The sequence below is a fragment of the Caulobacter sp. SRI_014 genome (genome assembly GCF_057586315.1).
On sequence record NZ_JBYCZQ010000001.1, the window covers coordinates 351048 to 367479 of the forward strand.

Consider the following 16432-nt stretch of genomic DNA (forward strand, 5'->3'; position numbering starts at 1 on the left):
CGCAAACGGGCGGCCCCTGAAAGGAGCCGCCCGTCCGATACTCAACCTTCAGTCAGCGCCTCAGGCGTTGATGCTGCCGGTATCGACCTTGAAGCCGGGGCCCATGGTCGAGGAGAGCGAGATGCGCTTCACGTAGACGCCCTTGGCGCCCGACGGCTTGGCCTTGTTCAGCGCGTCCACGAGGGCGCGGACGTTGGCCAGCAGGGCGTCCTCGGTGAACGAAGCCTTGCCGATGCCGGCGTGGACGATGCCCGCCTTCTCGACGCGGAACTCGATGGCGCCGCCCTTGGCGTCCTTCACGGCCTGACCGACGTTCGGGGTCACGGTGCCGACACGCGGGTTGGGCATCAGGCCGCGCGGGCCCAGCACCTTACCCAGACGGCCGACGAGGGCCATCATGTCCGGCGTCGCGATGACGCGGTCAAATTCCATGAAGCCGCCCTGGATCCGCTCGACCAGGTCTTCGGCGCCGACGACTTCGGCGCCGGCGGCGCGGGCTTCATCAGCCTTGGCGTCCTTGGCGATGACGGCGACGCGGACGTCGCGGCCGGTGCCCGAGGGAAGCGAGACAACGCCACGGACCTGTTGGTCGGCGTGACGCGGGTCGACGCCCAGGTTGACGGCGATCTCGATGCTTTCGTCGAACTTGGCGGTGGCGTTGGCCTTCACCAGGCTGATGGCGGCTTCGACGGCGTGGGTGGCGTCACGGTCGCCGGTCCAGGCCTTGGCGCGTTTGATTTGCTTAGCCATGTGATCAGGCCTCCTCAACGGTGAGACCCATCGCGCGGGCGGAGCCGGCGATGATCTTGGTGGCCGCGTCCAGGTCGTTCGCGTTCAGGTCCTTCATCTTCTTTTCGGCGATCTCGCGCAGCTGGGCTTGCGAGATCTTGCCGGCCACTTCGCGGCCCGGCTTGTTGGAGCCGGACTTCAGACCGAGGGCTTCCTTGATGAAGAAGGTCGCCGGCGGGGTCTTGGTGACGAAGGTGAAGCTCTTGTCCTGGTAGACGGTGATCACGGTCGGCAGGGGCGTGCCCTTGGCGACGTTCTCGGTGCGGGCGTTGAACTCCTTGCAGAAGCCCATGATGTTGACGCCGCGTTGACCCAACGCCGGCCCGATGGGCGGGGAGGGGGTAGCGGAGCCCGCGGGCACCTGCAGCTTGATGTAGCCCAGAATCTTCTTGGCCATGGTTTCTCCATTGCCGGCGTTGCCGGCGGTTGTGAGCCGTGGTGCGGGCTTGGCGTCCCTCCCACGGATTTGAATTCACCCGTAAAGGCGAAAGCCGCGCTGGTTAGAGCGCGGGGGCCGGCTCTGTAGCAGGATGGGGCCGGGGATGCAAACCGCGCTCAGCGGTCCGAGGGCGGATCCCAGCTGCCAATGGCATGGCAGGTCTTCATCGCGCCGCGGAAGCCGTCGCGGTCGGTGACGCGCTGGATGTAGGCCAGCTCCGGCGGCGTGAGCACCGTCACCCCCTGCCGTCTCGCCCAGAGCAGGGCATAGGCCACCGAGATATCAGCGGCGGTGAAGGTCTCGCCGGCCATGTAGGACGCCTGCTCGAGTTGACGGGCGACCAGCCGGCGGCGGCTGTTGAGGATTTCGAGGCCCAGCTTGCCGGTCCAGTCGTCGCAGGCGCCTTGGGGGCCGAAGCCGCCGCCGGCCCAGGCGAAGAAGGCCGGGCCCATCAGGCCGGCCTCGCCCAGGTGCAGGAACTGCAGCCAGGCGCCAAAGGCGGAATCGGCCGGCTCGACCGACAGCGGCGATGGACCGTAGCGGCCCAGCAGGTACTGCAGGATGGCCACGGACTCGACGATGACCTGATCGCCGTCCTGCAGCGCCGGGATGAAGCCGCCAGGGTTGATCGCCATGAACTCCGGATCGCTCTCGGCGCCCTTCAGCAGGTCCACGTCACGCAGGCGGTAGGGAAGACCCATCTCCTCCAGCAACCAGACGACACGAAAGCCCCTGCCCTCGCCCCAGACGGTGATCATGTAAGCGGCCCTCTCGTCGATCCCCGAACAGTCTATGGCTGGAGCCCTCGCGAGCGGAAGTCTGTTCACTGCCCCAACCCCCACACTCCGTCACCCCAAGACTTGTTCTTGGGGCCCACGGTGGGTGTATCGACAAACGGAGCATTGGAGGCGCGGCCGCGCCTCCACGACAACCGCTAGCGGTGGTTGAACCGTGGATCCCAAGAACAAGTCTTGGGATGACGGCGAGCGGGGGAGAACGAAAAGGGCGGCGCCGAAGTTCGGGGCCGCCCTTTGAATTCCGCAGGCTGTGAAGCCTTACGAGACCTTCTCGACCTGGCTGTATTCCAGCTCGACCGGGGTAGCGCGGCCGAAGATCGAGACGGCCACGTGCAGGCGGGCGCGTTCCTCGTCGACCTGTTCCACGGCGCCATTGAAGCTGGCGAAGGGGCCGTCGGTGACGCGGACCTGCTCGCCGATCTCGAAGGAGATGGTGGGCTTGGGACGCTCGGCGCCCTCGGCGGCGACGCCGATGATGCGCTCGACTTCCTTTTCGGAGACCGGCATCGGCTTGGAGCCGCTGCCCAGGAAGCCGGTGACCTTCGGGGTGTTTTTGATGAGGTGATAGGCCTCGTCGGTCATTTCCATCTTCACCAGCACATAGCCGGGGAAGAACTTGCGCTCGGCGTTGACCTTGCGGCCGCGGCGGATCTCGACGACGTCCTCGGTCGGAACCAGGATGTCGCTGAAGTACTCGTCCAGCCCCTGGGCCTTGGCCTGGTCGAGGATCGATTCCTTCACCTTCTTCTCGAAGTTCGAGTAGGCGTGGACGATGTACCACTTGTGGCGCGGGTTCACCGGGCGCTCGGAGGTCGTATCGGTCATCGGGCGGTTCCGCTCACGAGTTCAAGCACCATGCGCACGCCGTTGGACAAGAACCAGTCCACCAGCAGGAAGAACAGCGACGCCATGATCACCATGACGAACACCATGGCCGAGGTGATCCAGGTTTCCTTCCAGGTCGTCCAGGTGATCTTGCGCATTTCGGCGCGGACCTGGCGGAAGAATTCCGGAATGCTGACTTTCGGCTTCTTGGGTTCAGCGGGAACCGTGCCGGCGGGCGCGGCGACGACCGCGGCGCTCTTGGCGGCGCGGGACTTCATCGCGGCGAGGTTGCCAGGTTTCTTGGCCATGGACGGTCTTGAAACTCGAATCTTCTAGTTGAGACGGCCCGAAGGCCGGGACCGTCTGTAAGGATGGCACGAGTGGCAGGACTCGAACCTGCGACTTTCGGTTTTGGAGACCGACGCTCTACCAGCTGAGCTACACTCGTTCGACAGACAGCCAGCACATCGCAAGGCGAAACCCAACGGCGCGCGACCCCTTATCGGAGCCGGGCCGTTTAGCAGGCTCGCAACCGGTGAGCAAGCATCCGACAGGGACGAGATGGGTAGGGAGCGTCAACGGCGCCAGTGCGTTTGATGCAACACCTCCCGGAGTCCCCGCATGACCGACGATCGCCGCCCCTCGAACCCCGAAGTCGAGCACGAAAACCAGCGCACGGCCGGGGACGGTAAACCGCCGCGCCCGGCGACCGAGCCGAAGGGGTCGGAGGGCAGTTCCGATTCGGGGGAGACGGAGACAGACCCGGGGTCGGGGGAGCAATAGCCCCCTGCCTACGTGACATCCGCCCCCCCGTCCGCTATCGCACCCGCGAACTTGCCACGGGAGGCTTTCAGCCTTGAGCGACAGCGTCGAAGAAGCTGGTTGGGCCACCGCCAGGACCCTGGCCGAGGCGCTGCCCTACATCCAGCGCTATGACCGCGAGATCGTGGTCATCAAGTACGGCGGCCACGCCATGGGCGAGGAACAGGTCGCCAAGCTGTTCGCGGCCGACACGGTGCTGCTCAAGCTGCTCGGTCTGCACCCGGTGGTCGTCCACGGCGGCGGGCCGCAGATCAGCGCCATGCTGGACCGGGCCGGGGTCAAGTCGACCTTCGTCGATGGCCTGCGCGTCACCGACGCCCCGACCATGGAAGTGGCCGAGATGGTGCTGTCGGGGGCCATCAACAAGGAAATCGCCAACTGGATCACCCTGGCCGGCGCCGAGGCCGACGTGCGCGGCGTCGGGCTGTCGGGCAAGGACGCCCGGCTGATCACCGTCACCAAGGCCCGGCGGACCAAGAAGGACCCGGGCAGCAATCTGGAAGAGGTGGTGGACCTGGGCTTCGTCGGCGAACCTCAGAAGGTCGACCCCCAGCTGATCAGCGCCCTGATCCACGCCGAGCATGACTACATCCCCGTGGTCGCCCCGATCGGGGTCGCCAAGGACGGCCAGACCTACAACGTCAATGCCGACACCGTGGCCGGCGCGATGGCCGGGGCCCTCAAGGCCAAGCGCATGCTGCTCCTGACCGACGTGAAGGGCGTGCTCGACAAGAACGGCGAGCTGATCCGCCAGATGACGGTGGCCCAGGCCTTCGAGGCCATCCGGGACGGCACCGCCACCGGCGGCATGATCCCCAAGCTGGAGACGGCCATCGCCGCCGTCGACGCCGGGGTCGAGGCCGTGGTCATCCTCGACGGCCGCCGGCCGCACGCCATGCTGGTCGAGCTGTTCAGCGAGCACGGCGCCGGGACGCTGGTGAAGAAGTGACGGCTGATCTCAAGCATATCGAGACCTGGCTGTTCGATCTCGACAACACCCTCTACCCCGTCGAGACCGGCTTCATGAAGCTGATCGAGGTGCGGATGACCGACTTCGTCGAGCGCCGCACCGGCCTGCCCCGCGACGAGGCCCGGGCCCTGCAGAAGAAGTACTGGACCGAGCTGGGCACCACGCTTGCCGGGCTGATGGCGCACCATGAGGTCGATCCCGAGGACTTCCTCGACGAGGTGCATGACGTTTCCCTCGACCTGTTAACCCCCGACCCGAAGATGATCGCGGCCATCGAGCGGCTGCCCGGCCGGCGGCTGATCTTCACCAACGGCTCGGGGCCGCATGCGGAGCGGGTGCTGGAGAAGCTGGGCATCGCTCATCTGATGGAAGACGTCTTCCACATCACTTCCGCCGACTACCTGCCCAAGCCCGCCCTCTCGACGTTCCAGAAGATGTGCCGCGACCTCAAGGTCGAACCGCATGGGGCGGCCTTCTTCGAGGACTCGGAGAAGAACTTGGCGCCCGCCGCCGAGCTGGGCATGACCACCATCCTGGTCGGGCCGACGGCCCCGGCCAGCACCGCCCCCTTCGTCCACCACCGCACCGACGACCTGGCCGGCTTCCTGAGCGCCGCCAAGGTTCGGGAGACCGCCGCATGACCGAGCTGACCGCCGCCGACCTGGCCCTGGAAATCGAAGCCGCCTGGGAAGCCCGCGACGGCATCGGCGCCGACACCAAAGGCCCCGTCCGCACGGCTGTCGAGGAGGCCCTGAGCCTGCTGGACAGCGGCAAGCTGCGCGTGGCCGAGAAGACCGAGGACGGCTGGTTCACCCACCAGTGGCTGAAGAAGGCGGTGCTGCTGAGTTTCCGCCTCAACCCCAACACCGTCATGCGGGCCGGCGCCATGGGCGGCGGCGTCGGACCCTGGTGGGACAAGGTGCCCAACAAGTTCGACGGCTGGGACGCGCCGCAGTTCGAGGAAGGCGGCTTCCGGGCCGTGCCCGGCGCCATCGTGCGGCGCGGGTCCTATGTGGCCAGGAACGTCATCCTGATGCCATCCTTCGTGAACATCGGCGCCTATGTCGATGAGAGCACCATGGTCGATACCTGGGTCACGGTCGGGTCCTGCGCCCAGATCGGCAAGCGCGTTCACCTCAGCGGCGGCGTCGGCATCGGCGGGGTGCTGGAGCCCCTGCAGGCCAACCCGACCATCATCGAGGACGACTGCTTCATCGGCGCCCGCTCCGAGGTTGTGGAGGGCGTGGTCGTCGGCCAGGGCAGCGTGCTCTCCATGGGCGTCTTCCTGTCGGCCTCGACCAAGATCGTCGACCGCAAGACCGGCGAGACCTTCCGGGGTTACGTGCCGCCCTACAGCGTGGTGGTGCCGGGCAGCCTGCCCGACCCGCACGGCAATGGCCCCAGCCTCTACTGCGCGGTCATCGTCAAGACGGTCGACGCCCAGACGCGGTCGAAGACGAGCATCAACGACCTGCTGCGCGACTGACGCCCAAGCTCGAGCGCCGCTGTTCAAGCTCTCCGCCCTCTGGGCGGAGAGCTTGAGTGGCTGCGCCGTCGGCGTTTGCGTGGGCGCCAGCCCGCGCTATGGGTGAGGCAATGACGATTGACGCCCTCGCCCTCGCCCAAGCCCTGATCCGCCGCCCTTCGGTCACCCCGGCCGATGAGGGGGCGATGGATATTCTCCAGCGGGAGCTGGAGGCGCTGGGCTTCGGCTGTCGGCGGATGAAGTTCGGCGAGATCGAGAACCTATATGCGCGGCGCGGGACGGCGCGGCCCAACCTCTGTTTCGCCGGCCATACCGATGTGGTGCCGGTCGGCGACGCCGGGGCCTGGACGCAGGACCCCTTTGCCGGCGAGGTCAAGGACGGGGTGCTGTTCGGGCGCGGGGCCGTGGACATGAAGAGCGCCATCGCCGCCTTCACCGCCGCCGTCGCCGCCGTGCTGTCCCGGGGCGAGCCGAAGGGCAGCCTGTCCTTCCTGATTACGGGCGACGAGGAGGGCCCGGCGCTGGACGGGACGAAGAAGGTGGTCGAGGCGCTGCTGGCCGAGGGCGAGGCCATCGACCACTGCATCGTCGGCGAGCCCAGCAGCAGCGTGGCCCTGGGCGACATGGTCAAGATCGGCCGGCGCGGCAGCATCAACGCCTGGTTCACCGTCGAGGGCCGCCAGGGCCATGTGGCCTATCCGCAGCGGGCGGCCAATCCGATTCCGGTGCTGGTGCGGCTCCTGGGCCGGTTGCAGGACCGGGTGCTGGACGAGGGCTATCCGGAGTTCCAGCCCTCGAACCTCGAAGTCACCACGGTCGATGTCGATAACCCGGGGACCAACGTCATCCCGGCCAGGGCGACGGCGCGGGTCAATATCCGCTTCAACCCCGGCCACAGGGGCGCCGACCTGGCCGCCTGGTTCGAGGAGGAATGCCGGCTGGCCAACGAGGGCTTCGACGGGACGGTCAGCGTCCGGCCGGTGATCAGCGGCGAGGCCTTCCTGACCGAGCAGGGCCCGTTCACCGCCGTGGTCGCCGACGCCGTGCGCGAGACCACGGGCCGGGAGCCGGACCTCTCCACCACCGGCGGCACCAGCGACGCCCGCTTCATCCGCAGCCTCTGCCCGGTGGTCGAGTTCGGCCTCGTCGGGACGACCATGCATATGGTCGACGAGCGGGCCCCGGTGGCCGAGATCTACGGCCTGCAGAGGGTCTACGAGCGGATCATCGATCTCTACTTCGAGCGCATCGGGTGATCCGGTCCCTGGCCGGCGGCTGGCTGTTCTGGGCCCTGCTGGCGGCGGTGTTCGCGGCGGCGACGGCGATCCTGGCCAAGGTCGGGGTACGGGACACCCCGTCCGACCTGGCCACCCTGGTGCGGACCCTGGTGGTGGTGGCCTTCGCCGGACTGATCGTGGCGGTCAGTGGTCAGTGGCGGGCGGTCGGCGAGCTTAACCCCCGCACCCTGATGTTCCTGACCCTGTCGGGCCTGGCCACGGGGGCCAGCTGGCTCTGCTACTTCCGGGCCCTGAAGCTGGGCGAGGCCGCCCGGGTGGCGCCGCTGGACAAGTTGTCGGTGGTGCTGGTGGCGATCATGGGGGTGGCCTTCCTGGGCGAGCATCTGAGCTGGAGGAACTGGCTGGGGGTGGCGCTGATCGCCATCGGGGCGGTGCTGGTGGCGATCCGGTAGGTCCCTATCGAAGCGGTCCCATTATAGCACGGACCGGATGGGTACAGCCGGCATTTTTCGTGCATTTTCAACATCATAATACCAAACTGGCGTCCGCCTGAGGGGCCGGATACACCGCTGCATCGCCAACCGGGCCACCACCCCGGGACCACCCGCCCACCGGCGGGCGGAGGCCGGCGTCGTCGTTCGGGGCCGAACGGTCGATGAATATGTCTAGACATATGTTTTGGCAGGCAACGAAGCGGGGTTTCGAGACTTCATTCTGCTCAGGCGGCCGCATTGGCCGCGACAGCGTGAGGCACGGCCATGGGCATTTTCAGCAACATTCTCGGCAAGATTTTCGGCCACAAGCCCAAGGCGGCCCCCGCCCCTGCCCCGACGCCTCAGGCCCAGCCGGCGCCGCCCCCGCAGGCCCAGGCGCCCGCCCCGGTGGATATCGAGGCGGTGCTGGAGGACATGGCGGCGAACAATCCCCAGAAGCTGAACTGGCGGACCTCGATCGTCGACCTGATGAAGCTGGTCGGGATGGAGAGCAGCCTGCAGGAGCGCAAGGAGCTGGCCGACGAGCTGGGCTACACCGGCGACAAGTCGGACAGCGCGGCGATGAACATCTGGCTGCACAAGGCGGTGCTCAAGAAGCTGGCCGAGAATGGCGGCAAGGTGCCGGCCAGCTTGATGGACTAGGGTTGGCGGACCGGCCGGGCGGAGCGATACTCCGCCCGTGTTCGGACAGCGCGACCTATCCCGATCCAGGCCCAGAACGGACTCGGATGACAACCTGAAGTCCACCGCTCTGCAGTGGGAGTGGATCGCGGCGGGTGTCGGCGGCCTTTGCCTGTTCGGATCGATGATGGTGCTGGCGATCCTGCCCAAACGGATAGCGGGAGACTGGGCCCCCATCCTGCTGGGCCTCGGCGCGGTCCTGGCATTGCCGGCCTACTGGACGGCGCAGTGGAAGCGGGCCGACTGGAACCTGCGCGCGACGCGGTCCGACGAGGAAGGGCGGGACCGGGCGCGTCGGGCGCGCATCCTGGGCGGTGAAGATCAGTAGCTGACGCCGGTCAGATACAGTCCGTCGGCCGGCGCGACCGGGCCGCAGGCGGTGCGGTCCCTCGCCGCCAGCGCCCTGGCCACATCCTCCGCCTTCCAGCGGCCGACGCCGACCTCGGCCAGGGTGCCGGTCATCGAGCGGACCTGGCGGTGCAGGAAACTGCGGCTGGCGAAATCGAGCAGGACATAGTCGCCCTCGCGGCGGACGGCGGCGAGGTCGAGGGTCTTCATCGGCGACTTGGCCTGGCACTGCATGTCGCGGAACGTCGTAAAGTCATGGTGGCCGACCAGGGCCTGGGCGGCCGCGTGCATCGCCGCCGCATCGATGGGCTTCTTCACATGCCAGACGCGGCCCTGGTCGAGGGCCGGGCCGGCCTCGCGGTTGAGGATGCGGTAAAGGTAGCGGCGCTCGGTGGCGCTGAAGCGGGCGTGCCAGTCGCCCTCGCCGACGGACGCATCGAGGATGGCGATGGGCTCGGGGACCAGGTGGGCGTTGATGGCCCGCAGCACGGTCTGGGCCGGCCAGTCCTTTTCGAGATCGACATGGACGACCTGGCCGGTGGCGTGGACCCCGGTGTCGGTGCGGCCGGCGGCCTGGAGGCGGATGTCCTCGCCGCAGAAGGCCTTCACCGCCCGTTCGATGGAGCCCTGGACCGACGGCAGGTCGGCCTGGGCCTGGAAGCCGCGATAGGGGCGGCCGTCGTATTCGACGGTGAGGCGGTAGCGGGGCATCAGCTTAAGGCCGTGCCGGCCGCGAGCGGGAAGCCGCGCAGGAAGACATCGGCCGGTTGGCGGCCCTTGCCCTCGCGCTGCAGTTCAAGGAGGCGGACGGCGCCGTCGCCGCAGGCGATCAGCAGGTTGTCGTCAAGGGCCGTGCCGGGGGCGCCCGAGGCGTCCTCGACGTGGGACATCAGGGCCTTGACGCGGGCGGGTCCGCGCGAGGACGGGGCCTCGAACCAGGCGCCCGGGAAGGGGGAGAGGCCACGGATCTGGCGGTCGATCTCTTCGGCGGGACGGGTCCAGTCAAGGCGGGCTTCGGCCGGGGTGATCTTGCGGGCGTAACTAGTGCCGTCCTCGGCTTGTGGGGTTTCGACAGCTGTGCCCGCTTCGATCGCCGGCAGGGTGTCGACGAGGAGGCGGGCGCCGAGGTCGGCCAGGCGGTCGTGGATTGTGCCGGCGGTGTCGTAGCGGCCGATGCGGGTGGTGGCGGTGGCGATCACCGCGCCCTCGTCGAGGCCCTCGCTCATGCGCATGACCTGGACGCCGGTGATCTCGTCGCCGGCCATGACGGCGCGCTGGATCGGGGCGGCGCCGCGCCAGCGGGGCAGGATCGAGCCGTGCAGGTTGAAACAGCCGAGGCGCGGGGCCTCGAGGATGGCGGGTTTGAGGATCTGGCCGAAGGCGACGACGACGGCGGCGTCGAGGTTCAGGGCCTGGAAGGCGGCGATCTCTTCCTCGGTCTTCATGGATTTCGGTGTGCGGACGGTGAGCCCGTGACCCTCGGCAAACTGGTGGACCGGCGAGGGCTTGAGATCCTGGCCACGGCCGCGCGGGGCCGGGGGCTGGCTGTAGACGCAGGCGATGTCGTGGCCGGCCTCGAGGAGGGCGGCCAGGCTGACGACGGCGAAATCGGGGGTGCCGAGGAAGGCGAGACGCATGGCGGGCATGTAGCGGTTTGCTGGCTATGTAGGAAGGGAACCCGGGCGATCACGGTTCGTTGATGCGATGGAACATTTGTCGGAGACACCTCATGCGCTCACTCGCCCTCGTCGCCCTGGCCGCCCTCGGCCTGACCCTCGCCGCCTGCGACCAGCAGGACCGCGCCGAACTGAAGGAAGGCGCCGCCGCGGCCGGGGCCGAAGTCAAGGAAGCGGCCTCGGACATCGCCAACGACCCGGACGTCAAGGAAGCCGGCGCGGCGATCAAGGAAGCGGGGGCCGAGGCGGCCGACGCGGTGAAGGACACGGCGGCGAACGCGCAGGAGGACCTGGCCAGGAGCTCGCAGGAAGACAAGGCCGAGGCGGCGCAGGAGAAGACGTCGGGGCAGTAGGGCTGAGAAGGCTGGAACGGAAGCTTTCCGCCCTTGGGGCGGAGGACCGCTTTCTCGCTTGAAGGCTCGAAAGCGGTCCTCCCCCCGCAACGCGGGGGGAGAGCTTATGATGGCGTCGCGGTCCGCCGCTTCTTGGCGCGATTTCGCACGGCTTCGATCAGCCTGTACCCCAGCAGCACCGCCAGGATCGCCGCGTAGATCAGCGGCGGGCGGTGGTCGGCCTTCACCAGCATGTAGTAGTGCAGCACCCCCAGCGGGGCGATGACGTAGATCAGGCGGTGGAGGCGTTTCCAGCGGATCGGGCCGAGCCGGCGGATGGCGGCGTTGGTGCTGGTTACGGCCAGGGGGATCAGCAGCACGAAGGCCGTCATGCCGATGGTGATGAAGGGGCGTTTGTAGATGTCCTTGAGGATGGCGGCCCAGTCGAAGAACTGGTCGACGCCGACGTATGTGCACCAGTGCAGCAGCACATAGGCGAAGGCGAACAGGCCGACCGTACGACGGAAGCGGATCAGGCGCGGCTGACGCAGCAGGCGGGCGGCCGGGGTGATGGCCAGGCTGATCAGCACGAAACGCAGACCCCAGACGCCGAGCTGGCGGATCAGGGCCTCGATGGGGTTGGCGCCGAGCTCGCCACCAAACAAGCGCCACACGAGCCAGGGGATCGGGGCGAAACAGGCCAGCCAGACCAGCCCGTAGACGAGCCGGTCCCGGGTCTTCGAAGCCATCAGAAGAACTTCCGCAGGTCCATGCCGGCGTAAAGGCCGGCGACCTCGCCGTAGCCGTTGAAGGGCAGGGTCTTGCGGCGGATGAACTCGCCGATGCGGCGCTCGGATGCCTGGCTCCAGCGGGGGTGATCCACGGCCGGATTGACGTTGGAGTAGAAGCCGTACTCCTGCGGCGCCGACATCTGCCAGGCCGTCTTCGGCTGGGTCTCGGTGAAGCTGATGCGGGTGATGCTCTTGATCGACTTGAAGCCGTACTTCCAGGGCACGACCAGGCGCATGGGGGCGCCGTTCTGGTTCAGCAGGGTCTGGCCGTAGAGGCCGACGGCCATGAAGGCCAGCGGGTGCATGGCCTCGTCCATGCGCAGGCCCTCGCGGTAGGGCCACTGCAGGACGGCGCGGCGCTGGCCCGGCATTTCGGAGGGGCGCAGCAGGGTTTCGAAGGCGACGTATTTGGCCTTCGAGGTCGGCTGGTAGCGTTTGAGGATGTCGGCCAGGGGGATGCCGATCCAGGGGATGACCATCGACCAGCCCTCGACGCAGCGCAGGCGATAGATGCGCTCCTGCAGGGGGGCGATCTTGAGGACGTCCTCGATGTTGTAGGTTCCGGGTTTGGCGCAGGCGCCGTCGACCTTGACGGTCCAGGGGCGGGTTTTGAGGCGGCCGGAATTGCGGGCCGGGTCTGACTTGTCGACGCCGAATTCGTAGAAGTTGTTGTAGGTCGTGACGTCCTTGAAGGGGGTCAGCTTTTCGGTGGTGGTGTAGCGGGTCTTGGCGGCCTTCAGCGGGGCGGCGGCGACGTCCTCCGGCGCGCAGGCGGCGAGGCCGCCGGCGCCCAGCGCGATAGCGCCGGTCATGAACTCGCGGCGCCGCAGATAGAGGCCGTGCGGCGTGACGTCGTTCTCGGTCAGGTCGCCGGCGTGGCGGATCAGCATGAACGTCTCTCCGGTTCGGCCCCTTGTGGAATGTGGAGCCGATCACAGGCGAGTCAAATGATCGGAAGGCGGCGTGATCAGCGACGCAAGCTCTCCGCCCTTAGGGCGGAGGACCGCTTTCGAGCCTTCAAGCGAGAAAGCAGGAGGCGGGCCCACCGGCGGTAAGGGATAGTCGTCAGGCAGGGGGTTCCCCCCTCCTGCTTTGTCGTTTCACTCCAAAGCGGTCCTCCCCCCGCTTCACGGGGGGAGAGCTTGGGAGGGGCGGCCGCTGTCAGGCGCCCATTGCCGCCATGGCGCGCTGGTAGGCCGGGCGGGCAGCGAGGCCCGCGTGGTAGGCGGCGAGTTTGTCGTTGAGGACGCCGCCGAGGGCGCCGCGCCAGATGCCGAGCGCGGTGGCGAAGGCCATGTCGGCGAGGGTGAGGCGGTTGCCGACCAGGTAGTCGCCGGTCAGCTGGGCCTCGATGAAGCCGACCGAGCCCTCGAGAACATGCTCCAGGACGCCGACGGACCAGTTTTGCCTGTGCTCGACGGGGGCGCCGAATTTGGCCGCCATCAGGGGGTTCATCGACATGCCGATGGCGGTCTCGGACATGATGGTCAGTTGCAGGACCCTGGCGAGGTCGGGGTCGTCCTTCGCCGGCAGGAAGGGCGTCGGGCCGTAACGTTCGGCGACGTAGAGCAGCATGGCGATGCTCTCGTTGATGGCCACGCCCTCATCCTCGAGGAAGGGGACGTTGCCGAGCGGGTTGAGGGCCAGATAGGCCTCGCTGGGCGGGAAGGTAACCGGGGAGAACTGGTACTGGACGCCCAGTTCCTCGAGCAGCCACATGACCCGCAGGCCGCGAGCGCCACGCGGGAAGTTGTGGATGGTGATCATTGGACGGCCTCCAGCAGGCCTTCGAGGCGCTGGTAGCCAGCTTCCATGCCGTCGGCCATGCCGGTCGAGGCGGCGGCGTCGCGGATGTCCTTGCTGGCGTAGAGGATGTTGGTGACGATGGTGGTCAGGCCGGCGGCCTCCTCGAAGGTGGTGGTGACCAGGCTCTCGCCGCCCATCATGTCGGGCTCGAAGGTCTGGGTGGCGACGAGGCGGGCGGGCGGATCGACCTCACGGTGGACGCCGGCCAGGCCCATCTTGACGGCCGGATCGGCCTCCGAGACCCAGAGATAGCGGTAGGCGCCGCCGACCCGGGCGTCCATCTCGCAGACCGGCATGGTCCAGCCGGGCGGTCCCAGCAGCCAGCGGGGGATCAGGTCCGGGTCGGTGTAAGCCCGCCAGACCAGCTCGCGCGGGGCGCGGACCTGGCGGGTGACGGTGATCTCGCGGTCGGACGGGGTGGTGACGTGGGTCGCGAAGGGAGTCCTGGCGGTCATGGGCGGCGTCTCCTAGTTCCTGTTCTTCGGGATGGCGGCCTGGAGGTCTTCCAGCAGGCTGTCGAGGCGGGCGAAGTTGGCTTCCCAGAGGCGGCGATAGTCCTCGATCCAGGCGTTGGCCTCGGCCAGGGGGGCGGCCTCGATGCGGACCGGGCGGCGCTGGGCGTCGCGGCCGCGGGTGACCAGGCCGGCGCGTTCGAGGACCTTGATGTGTTTGGAGATGGCCGGCTGGGACATGGCGAACGGTTCGGCCAGGTCGTTGACCGAAGCCTCCCCGCTGGCCAGGCGCGCGAGAATGGCGCGGCGCGTGGGGTCGGCGAGGGCCTGGAAGGTGGCGTCGAGACGGGCGGTGGGGGTCATGCGATGTATCGAACCATGTAGTTATAGAACTATATGGTTATATTCAGGGGGTGGAGTCAAGCGCGGAGATTCGAGCTCTCCCCCCGCGAAGTGGGGGGAGGACCGTTTTCGAGCCTAAGCGAGAAAACAGGAGGCGGGCCCACCGGCGGTGGGGAGGTTCCTCCTGACACGGGGGTTCCCCCCTCCTGCTCTGTCGCTGAGCGCTCCAGAGCGGTCCTCCCCCCGCTTCACGGGGGGAGAGCTTGAATCAGCTGCTTTGTCGGCCTTACGCCGCGCGCGCGGCCTTCTTGACCTTGGTGATCGCCCGGTCGCGCTTGAGACGGCTCAGGTGGTCGATGAACAGAACGCCTTCGAGGTGATCCATCTCGTGCTGGATGCAGACGGCGTAGAGGCCGTCGGCCGGTTCCTCGACGGCCTTGCCGTTGTAGTCGAGGTAGCGGATCAGGACCTGGTCGGGGCGTTCGACGGTCTCGTAGATGTCGGGCACCGACAGGCAGCCTTCCTCGTAGGGGGCGAGGCTGTCGTTCTTGTCGACGATCTCGGGGTTCACGAAGAAACGCGGGGCCGGCTCCTCACCGTCGCGGGCGAGATCCATGACGATGATGCGCAGCGGCTCGCCGACCTGCACGGCGGCCAGGCCGATGCCGGGGGCGGCGTACATGGTCTCCAGCATGTCGTCCATCAGGGCGCGGTGGGCGTCGGTGACGGCCTCCACGGGAACGGACTTCTTCTTCAGCACCGCCAGGTCGGCGGCGTTGTCGACGGTGAGGATGCGACGGATGGCCATGGCGGGGAGGTAAGAGCTCGATACCTGACCGTCAAGCTGGGCCTTGGTCGCAGTCAGTGCTTGTCGGACAGGGCGGGCGTGTCAGCGGCGAGTTTGGCAAGCGGCCGCACGCCGCCCTCGATGGGGCCGAGCTCGGGCAGTTCCTTGCCCTCGTGGTCCACCTTGAGGTCCTCGAAGCGGCGGGCCTGGGTCAGGACCTGGGTCTCAAGGCTGGCGACGAACTGGTTGTAGCGGCCGGTGGCGGTTTCCAGCGCCTTGCCCATGGCGGCGACGTGACCGCCCATCACCGACAGCCGGGCGTAGAGGTCGCGGCCGAGCTTGGCGATGTGGTCGGCGTTGGCGGCCTGTTCCTCGACCCGCCAGCCGTAGGCGACGGCCTTGCAGAGGGCGAACAGGGTGGTGGGGGTGACGATCAGGACCCGCTTGTCCATGGCCTCGGTCATCAGGTCGGGCAGGCGCTCCAGCGCGGCGGCCAGGAAGCCGTCGCCGGGCACGAACATGGCCACGAAGTCGGGGGAGCGTTCGGAGGCGAACTGGTCCCAGTAGGCTTTCGCGGAGAGGGACTGCATGTGGCCACGCACGCTGGCGGCGTGGCGCACCATGGCGGCCTCGCGCAGGGCCTCGTCGGCGGTTTCCTGGGCGTCCATGAAGGCGTTGAGCGAGCATTTGGCGTCGATGGCGAAGACGGCGCCCGCCGGCATGCGGACCTTGACGTCCGGGCGGCGGCGGCCCTCCTCGGTGTCGAGGCTGAACTGTTCGACGAAGTCGTACTGGTTGGCGAGGCCAGCGGCCTCCAGGACATTGCGCAGGGTCTGTTCGCCCCAGCGGCCCTGGACGCCGGCGCCCCGGCGCAGGGCGGCGGACAGCTTGCGGGCCTCGGCCTGGGTGGCGACCGAGGCGTCCATCAGGGCGGCGATCTGGGATTTCAGGCCGCCCTGCTCTTCGGCCCGGGCCTTCTCGACGGCGGTGACCTGGGCCTCGAACTTCTGCAGGGTTTCGGCGACGGGTTTCAGCTGGGCGGCCAGGCGGGCCTCGGCCAGCTGTTCGCGGTTGCGGAAGCTTTCCTCGGTACGCTTGAGCAGTTCCTCGGCGACGGCGCCGGCCTGTTGCGTGGCCTGGGCTTTCAGGAGTTCGGCAGTGGCCCCGGACTGGTCCTCCAGCATGCGGGCGCGGGCGTCGGCGGTGGTGAACTGCGCCTGCAGGTCCCAGGCCTTGGCCTCGGCGACGGCGGCCCGCCGGCGCTCCATCAGGGCCCAGGCGAGGGCGACGACGGCCAGCAATGCGAAGGCGGCAGCGACGATGAGGGCAAGCGTGGCAGCGTTCATGGTTGGTTCTT

Annotated in this window: 22 protein-coding genes and 1 tRNA gene; 8 read left to right on the plus strand and 15 right to left on the minus strand. The window is 68.0% G+C overall.

What is annotated here, in order from left to right; all coding sequences use genetic code 11:
* Positions 1–60 precede the first annotated feature (60 nt).
* The 6 genes from rplA to AC2YG9_RS01900 all read right to left on the minus strand — a co-directional run bounded on the left by rplA (position 61) and on the right by AC2YG9_RS01900 (position 3298).
* On the minus strand, positions 61–750 hold the full coding sequence (gene rplA / locus AC2YG9_RS01875) for a 50S ribosomal protein L1 (RefSeq protein ID WP_487296224.1): 690 nt from the start codon (positions 748–750) through the stop codon (positions 61–63).
* A gap of 4 nt (positions 751–754) precedes the next feature.
* Positions 755–1186 (minus strand): 50S ribosomal protein L11, encoded by a 432-nt coding sequence (gene rplK / locus AC2YG9_RS01880; protein WP_487296225.1) that lies wholly within the window; start codon positions 1184–1186, stop codon positions 755–757.
* A gap of 158 nt (positions 1187–1344) precedes the next feature.
* The gene (locus tag AC2YG9_RS01885; RefSeq protein ID WP_487296226.1) at positions 1345–1986 is read right to left on the minus strand and encodes a glutathione S-transferase family protein; all 642 of its coding nucleotides are present in this window, start codon (positions 1984–1986) and stop codon (positions 1345–1347) included.
* A gap of 297 nt (positions 1987–2283) precedes the next feature.
* Positions 2284–2850, minus strand: a complete 567-nt coding sequence (gene nusG / locus AC2YG9_RS01890; protein ID WP_487296227.1) for a transcription termination/antitermination protein NusG — start codon at positions 2848–2850, stop codon at positions 2284–2286.
* Positions 2847–3158, minus strand: a complete 312-nt coding sequence (secE, locus tag AC2YG9_RS01895) for a preprotein translocase subunit SecE (RefSeq protein ID WP_487296228.1) — start codon at positions 3156–3158, stop codon at positions 2847–2849. Before secE ends, nusG begins: the two co-directional genes overlap by 4 nt.
* 64 nt (positions 3159–3222) lie before the next feature.
* Positions 3223–3298 (minus strand) — tRNA-Trp (locus AC2YG9_RS01900).
* Positions 3299–3706: 408 nt separating this feature from the next.
* Here AC2YG9_RS01900 and argB point away from each other — a divergent pair.
* The 7 genes from argB (at position 3707) to AC2YG9_RS01935 (ending at position 8869) form a co-directional block, all read left to right on the plus strand.
* A complete protein-coding gene (gene argB, locus AC2YG9_RS01905) occupies positions 3707–4621 on the plus strand; it encodes an acetylglutamate kinase (RefSeq protein WP_487296229.1) in 915 nt (304 codons plus the stop codon).
* Positions 4618–5283, plus strand: a complete 666-nt coding sequence (locus tag AC2YG9_RS01910) for a pyrimidine 5'-nucleotidase (protein WP_487296230.1) — start codon at positions 4618–4620, stop codon at positions 5281–5283. Before argB ends, AC2YG9_RS01910 begins: the two co-directional genes overlap by 4 nt.
* Complete coding sequence (gene dapD, locus AC2YG9_RS01915) at positions 5280–6128, plus strand: 2,3,4,5-tetrahydropyridine-2,6-dicarboxylate N-succinyltransferase (RefSeq protein WP_487296231.1); 849 nt, start codon at positions 5280–5282, stop codon at positions 6126–6128. Before AC2YG9_RS01910 ends, dapD begins: the two co-directional genes overlap by 4 nt.
* Before the next feature lie 98 nt (positions 6129–6226).
* On the plus strand, positions 6227–7384 hold the full coding sequence (gene dapE / locus AC2YG9_RS01920) for a succinyl-diaminopimelate desuccinylase (RefSeq protein ID WP_487296232.1): 1158 nt from the start codon (positions 6227–6229) through the stop codon (positions 7382–7384).
* Entirely contained in the window at positions 7381–7818 is a 438-nt protein-coding gene (locus tag AC2YG9_RS01925; RefSeq protein WP_487296233.1) for an EamA family transporter, read from the plus strand. The genes dapE and AC2YG9_RS01925 overlap by 4 nt, the downstream gene beginning before the upstream one ends.
* A 306-nt stretch (positions 7819–8124) precedes the next feature.
* Complete coding sequence (locus tag AC2YG9_RS01930) at positions 8125–8502, plus strand: DUF3597 domain-containing protein (RefSeq protein WP_487296234.1); 378 nt, start codon at positions 8125–8127, stop codon at positions 8500–8502.
* Positions 8503–8539: 37 nt separating this feature from the next.
* On the plus strand, positions 8540–8869 hold the full coding sequence (locus tag AC2YG9_RS01935; RefSeq protein WP_487296235.1) for a hypothetical protein: 330 nt from the start codon (positions 8540–8542) through the stop codon (positions 8867–8869).
* Here AC2YG9_RS01935 and truA read toward each other — a convergent pair.
* The gene (gene truA, locus AC2YG9_RS01940) at positions 8863–9600 is read right to left on the minus strand and encodes a tRNA pseudouridine(38-40) synthase TruA (protein WP_487296236.1); all 738 of its coding nucleotides are present in this window, start codon (positions 9598–9600) and stop codon (positions 8863–8865) included. The genes AC2YG9_RS01935 and truA overlap by 7 nt on opposite strands.
* The gene (gene fmt / locus AC2YG9_RS01945; RefSeq protein ID WP_487296907.1) at positions 9600–10526 is read right to left on the minus strand and encodes a methionyl-tRNA formyltransferase; all 927 of its coding nucleotides are present in this window, start codon (positions 10524–10526) and stop codon (positions 9600–9602) included. Before fmt ends, truA begins: the two co-directional genes overlap by 1 nt.
* A gap of 92 nt (positions 10527–10618) precedes the next feature.
* Between fmt and AC2YG9_RS01950 the strand changes: the two genes are divergently transcribed.
* On the plus strand, positions 10619–10918 hold the full coding sequence (locus tag AC2YG9_RS01950) for a cell surface protein (protein WP_487296237.1): 300 nt from the start codon (positions 10619–10621) through the stop codon (positions 10916–10918).
* A gap of 104 nt (positions 10919–11022) precedes the next feature.
* Here the strand turns inward: AC2YG9_RS01950 and msrQ are convergent, their stop codons facing one another.
* The 7 genes from msrQ to rmuC form a co-directional block, all read right to left on the minus strand.
* Positions 11023–11646 carry a protein-methionine-sulfoxide reductase heme-binding subunit MsrQ gene (gene msrQ / locus AC2YG9_RS01955; protein WP_487296238.1) on the minus strand — a complete coding sequence of 208 codons (624 nt, stop codon included), beginning with the start codon at positions 11644–11646 and terminating at the stop codon, positions 11023–11025.
* On the minus strand, positions 11646–12578 hold the full coding sequence (msrP, locus tag AC2YG9_RS01960; protein ID WP_487296239.1) for a protein-methionine-sulfoxide reductase catalytic subunit MsrP: 933 nt from the start codon (positions 12576–12578) through the stop codon (positions 11646–11648). The genes msrQ and msrP overlap by 1 nt, the downstream gene beginning before the upstream one ends.
* A gap of 271 nt (positions 12579–12849) precedes the next feature.
* Positions 12850–13455 (minus strand): glutathione S-transferase family protein, encoded by a 606-nt coding sequence (locus tag AC2YG9_RS01965; RefSeq protein WP_487296240.1) that lies wholly within the window; start codon positions 13453–13455, stop codon positions 12850–12852.
* Positions 13452–13949, minus strand: a complete 498-nt coding sequence (locus AC2YG9_RS01970) for an SRPBCC family protein (RefSeq protein ID WP_487296241.1) — start codon at positions 13947–13949, stop codon at positions 13452–13454. Before AC2YG9_RS01970 ends, AC2YG9_RS01965 begins: the two co-directional genes overlap by 4 nt.
* Before the next feature lie 12 nt (positions 13950–13961).
* Positions 13962–14309 (minus strand): ArsR/SmtB family transcription factor, encoded by a 348-nt coding sequence (locus AC2YG9_RS01975; RefSeq protein ID WP_487296242.1) that lies wholly within the window; start codon positions 14307–14309, stop codon positions 13962–13964.
* Between the two features lie 265 nt (positions 14310–14574).
* Positions 14575–15096 carry a peptide deformylase gene (gene def / locus AC2YG9_RS01980; protein WP_487296243.1) on the minus strand — a complete coding sequence of 174 codons (522 nt, stop codon included), beginning with the start codon at positions 15094–15096 and terminating at the stop codon, positions 14575–14577.
* 53 nt (positions 15097–15149) lie between these two features.
* Positions 15150–16421, minus strand: coding sequence for a DNA recombination protein RmuC (rmuC, locus tag AC2YG9_RS01985; protein WP_487296244.1), 1272 nt, complete (start codon positions 16419–16421; stop codon positions 15150–15152).
* Positions 16422–16432 lie beyond the last annotated feature (11 nt).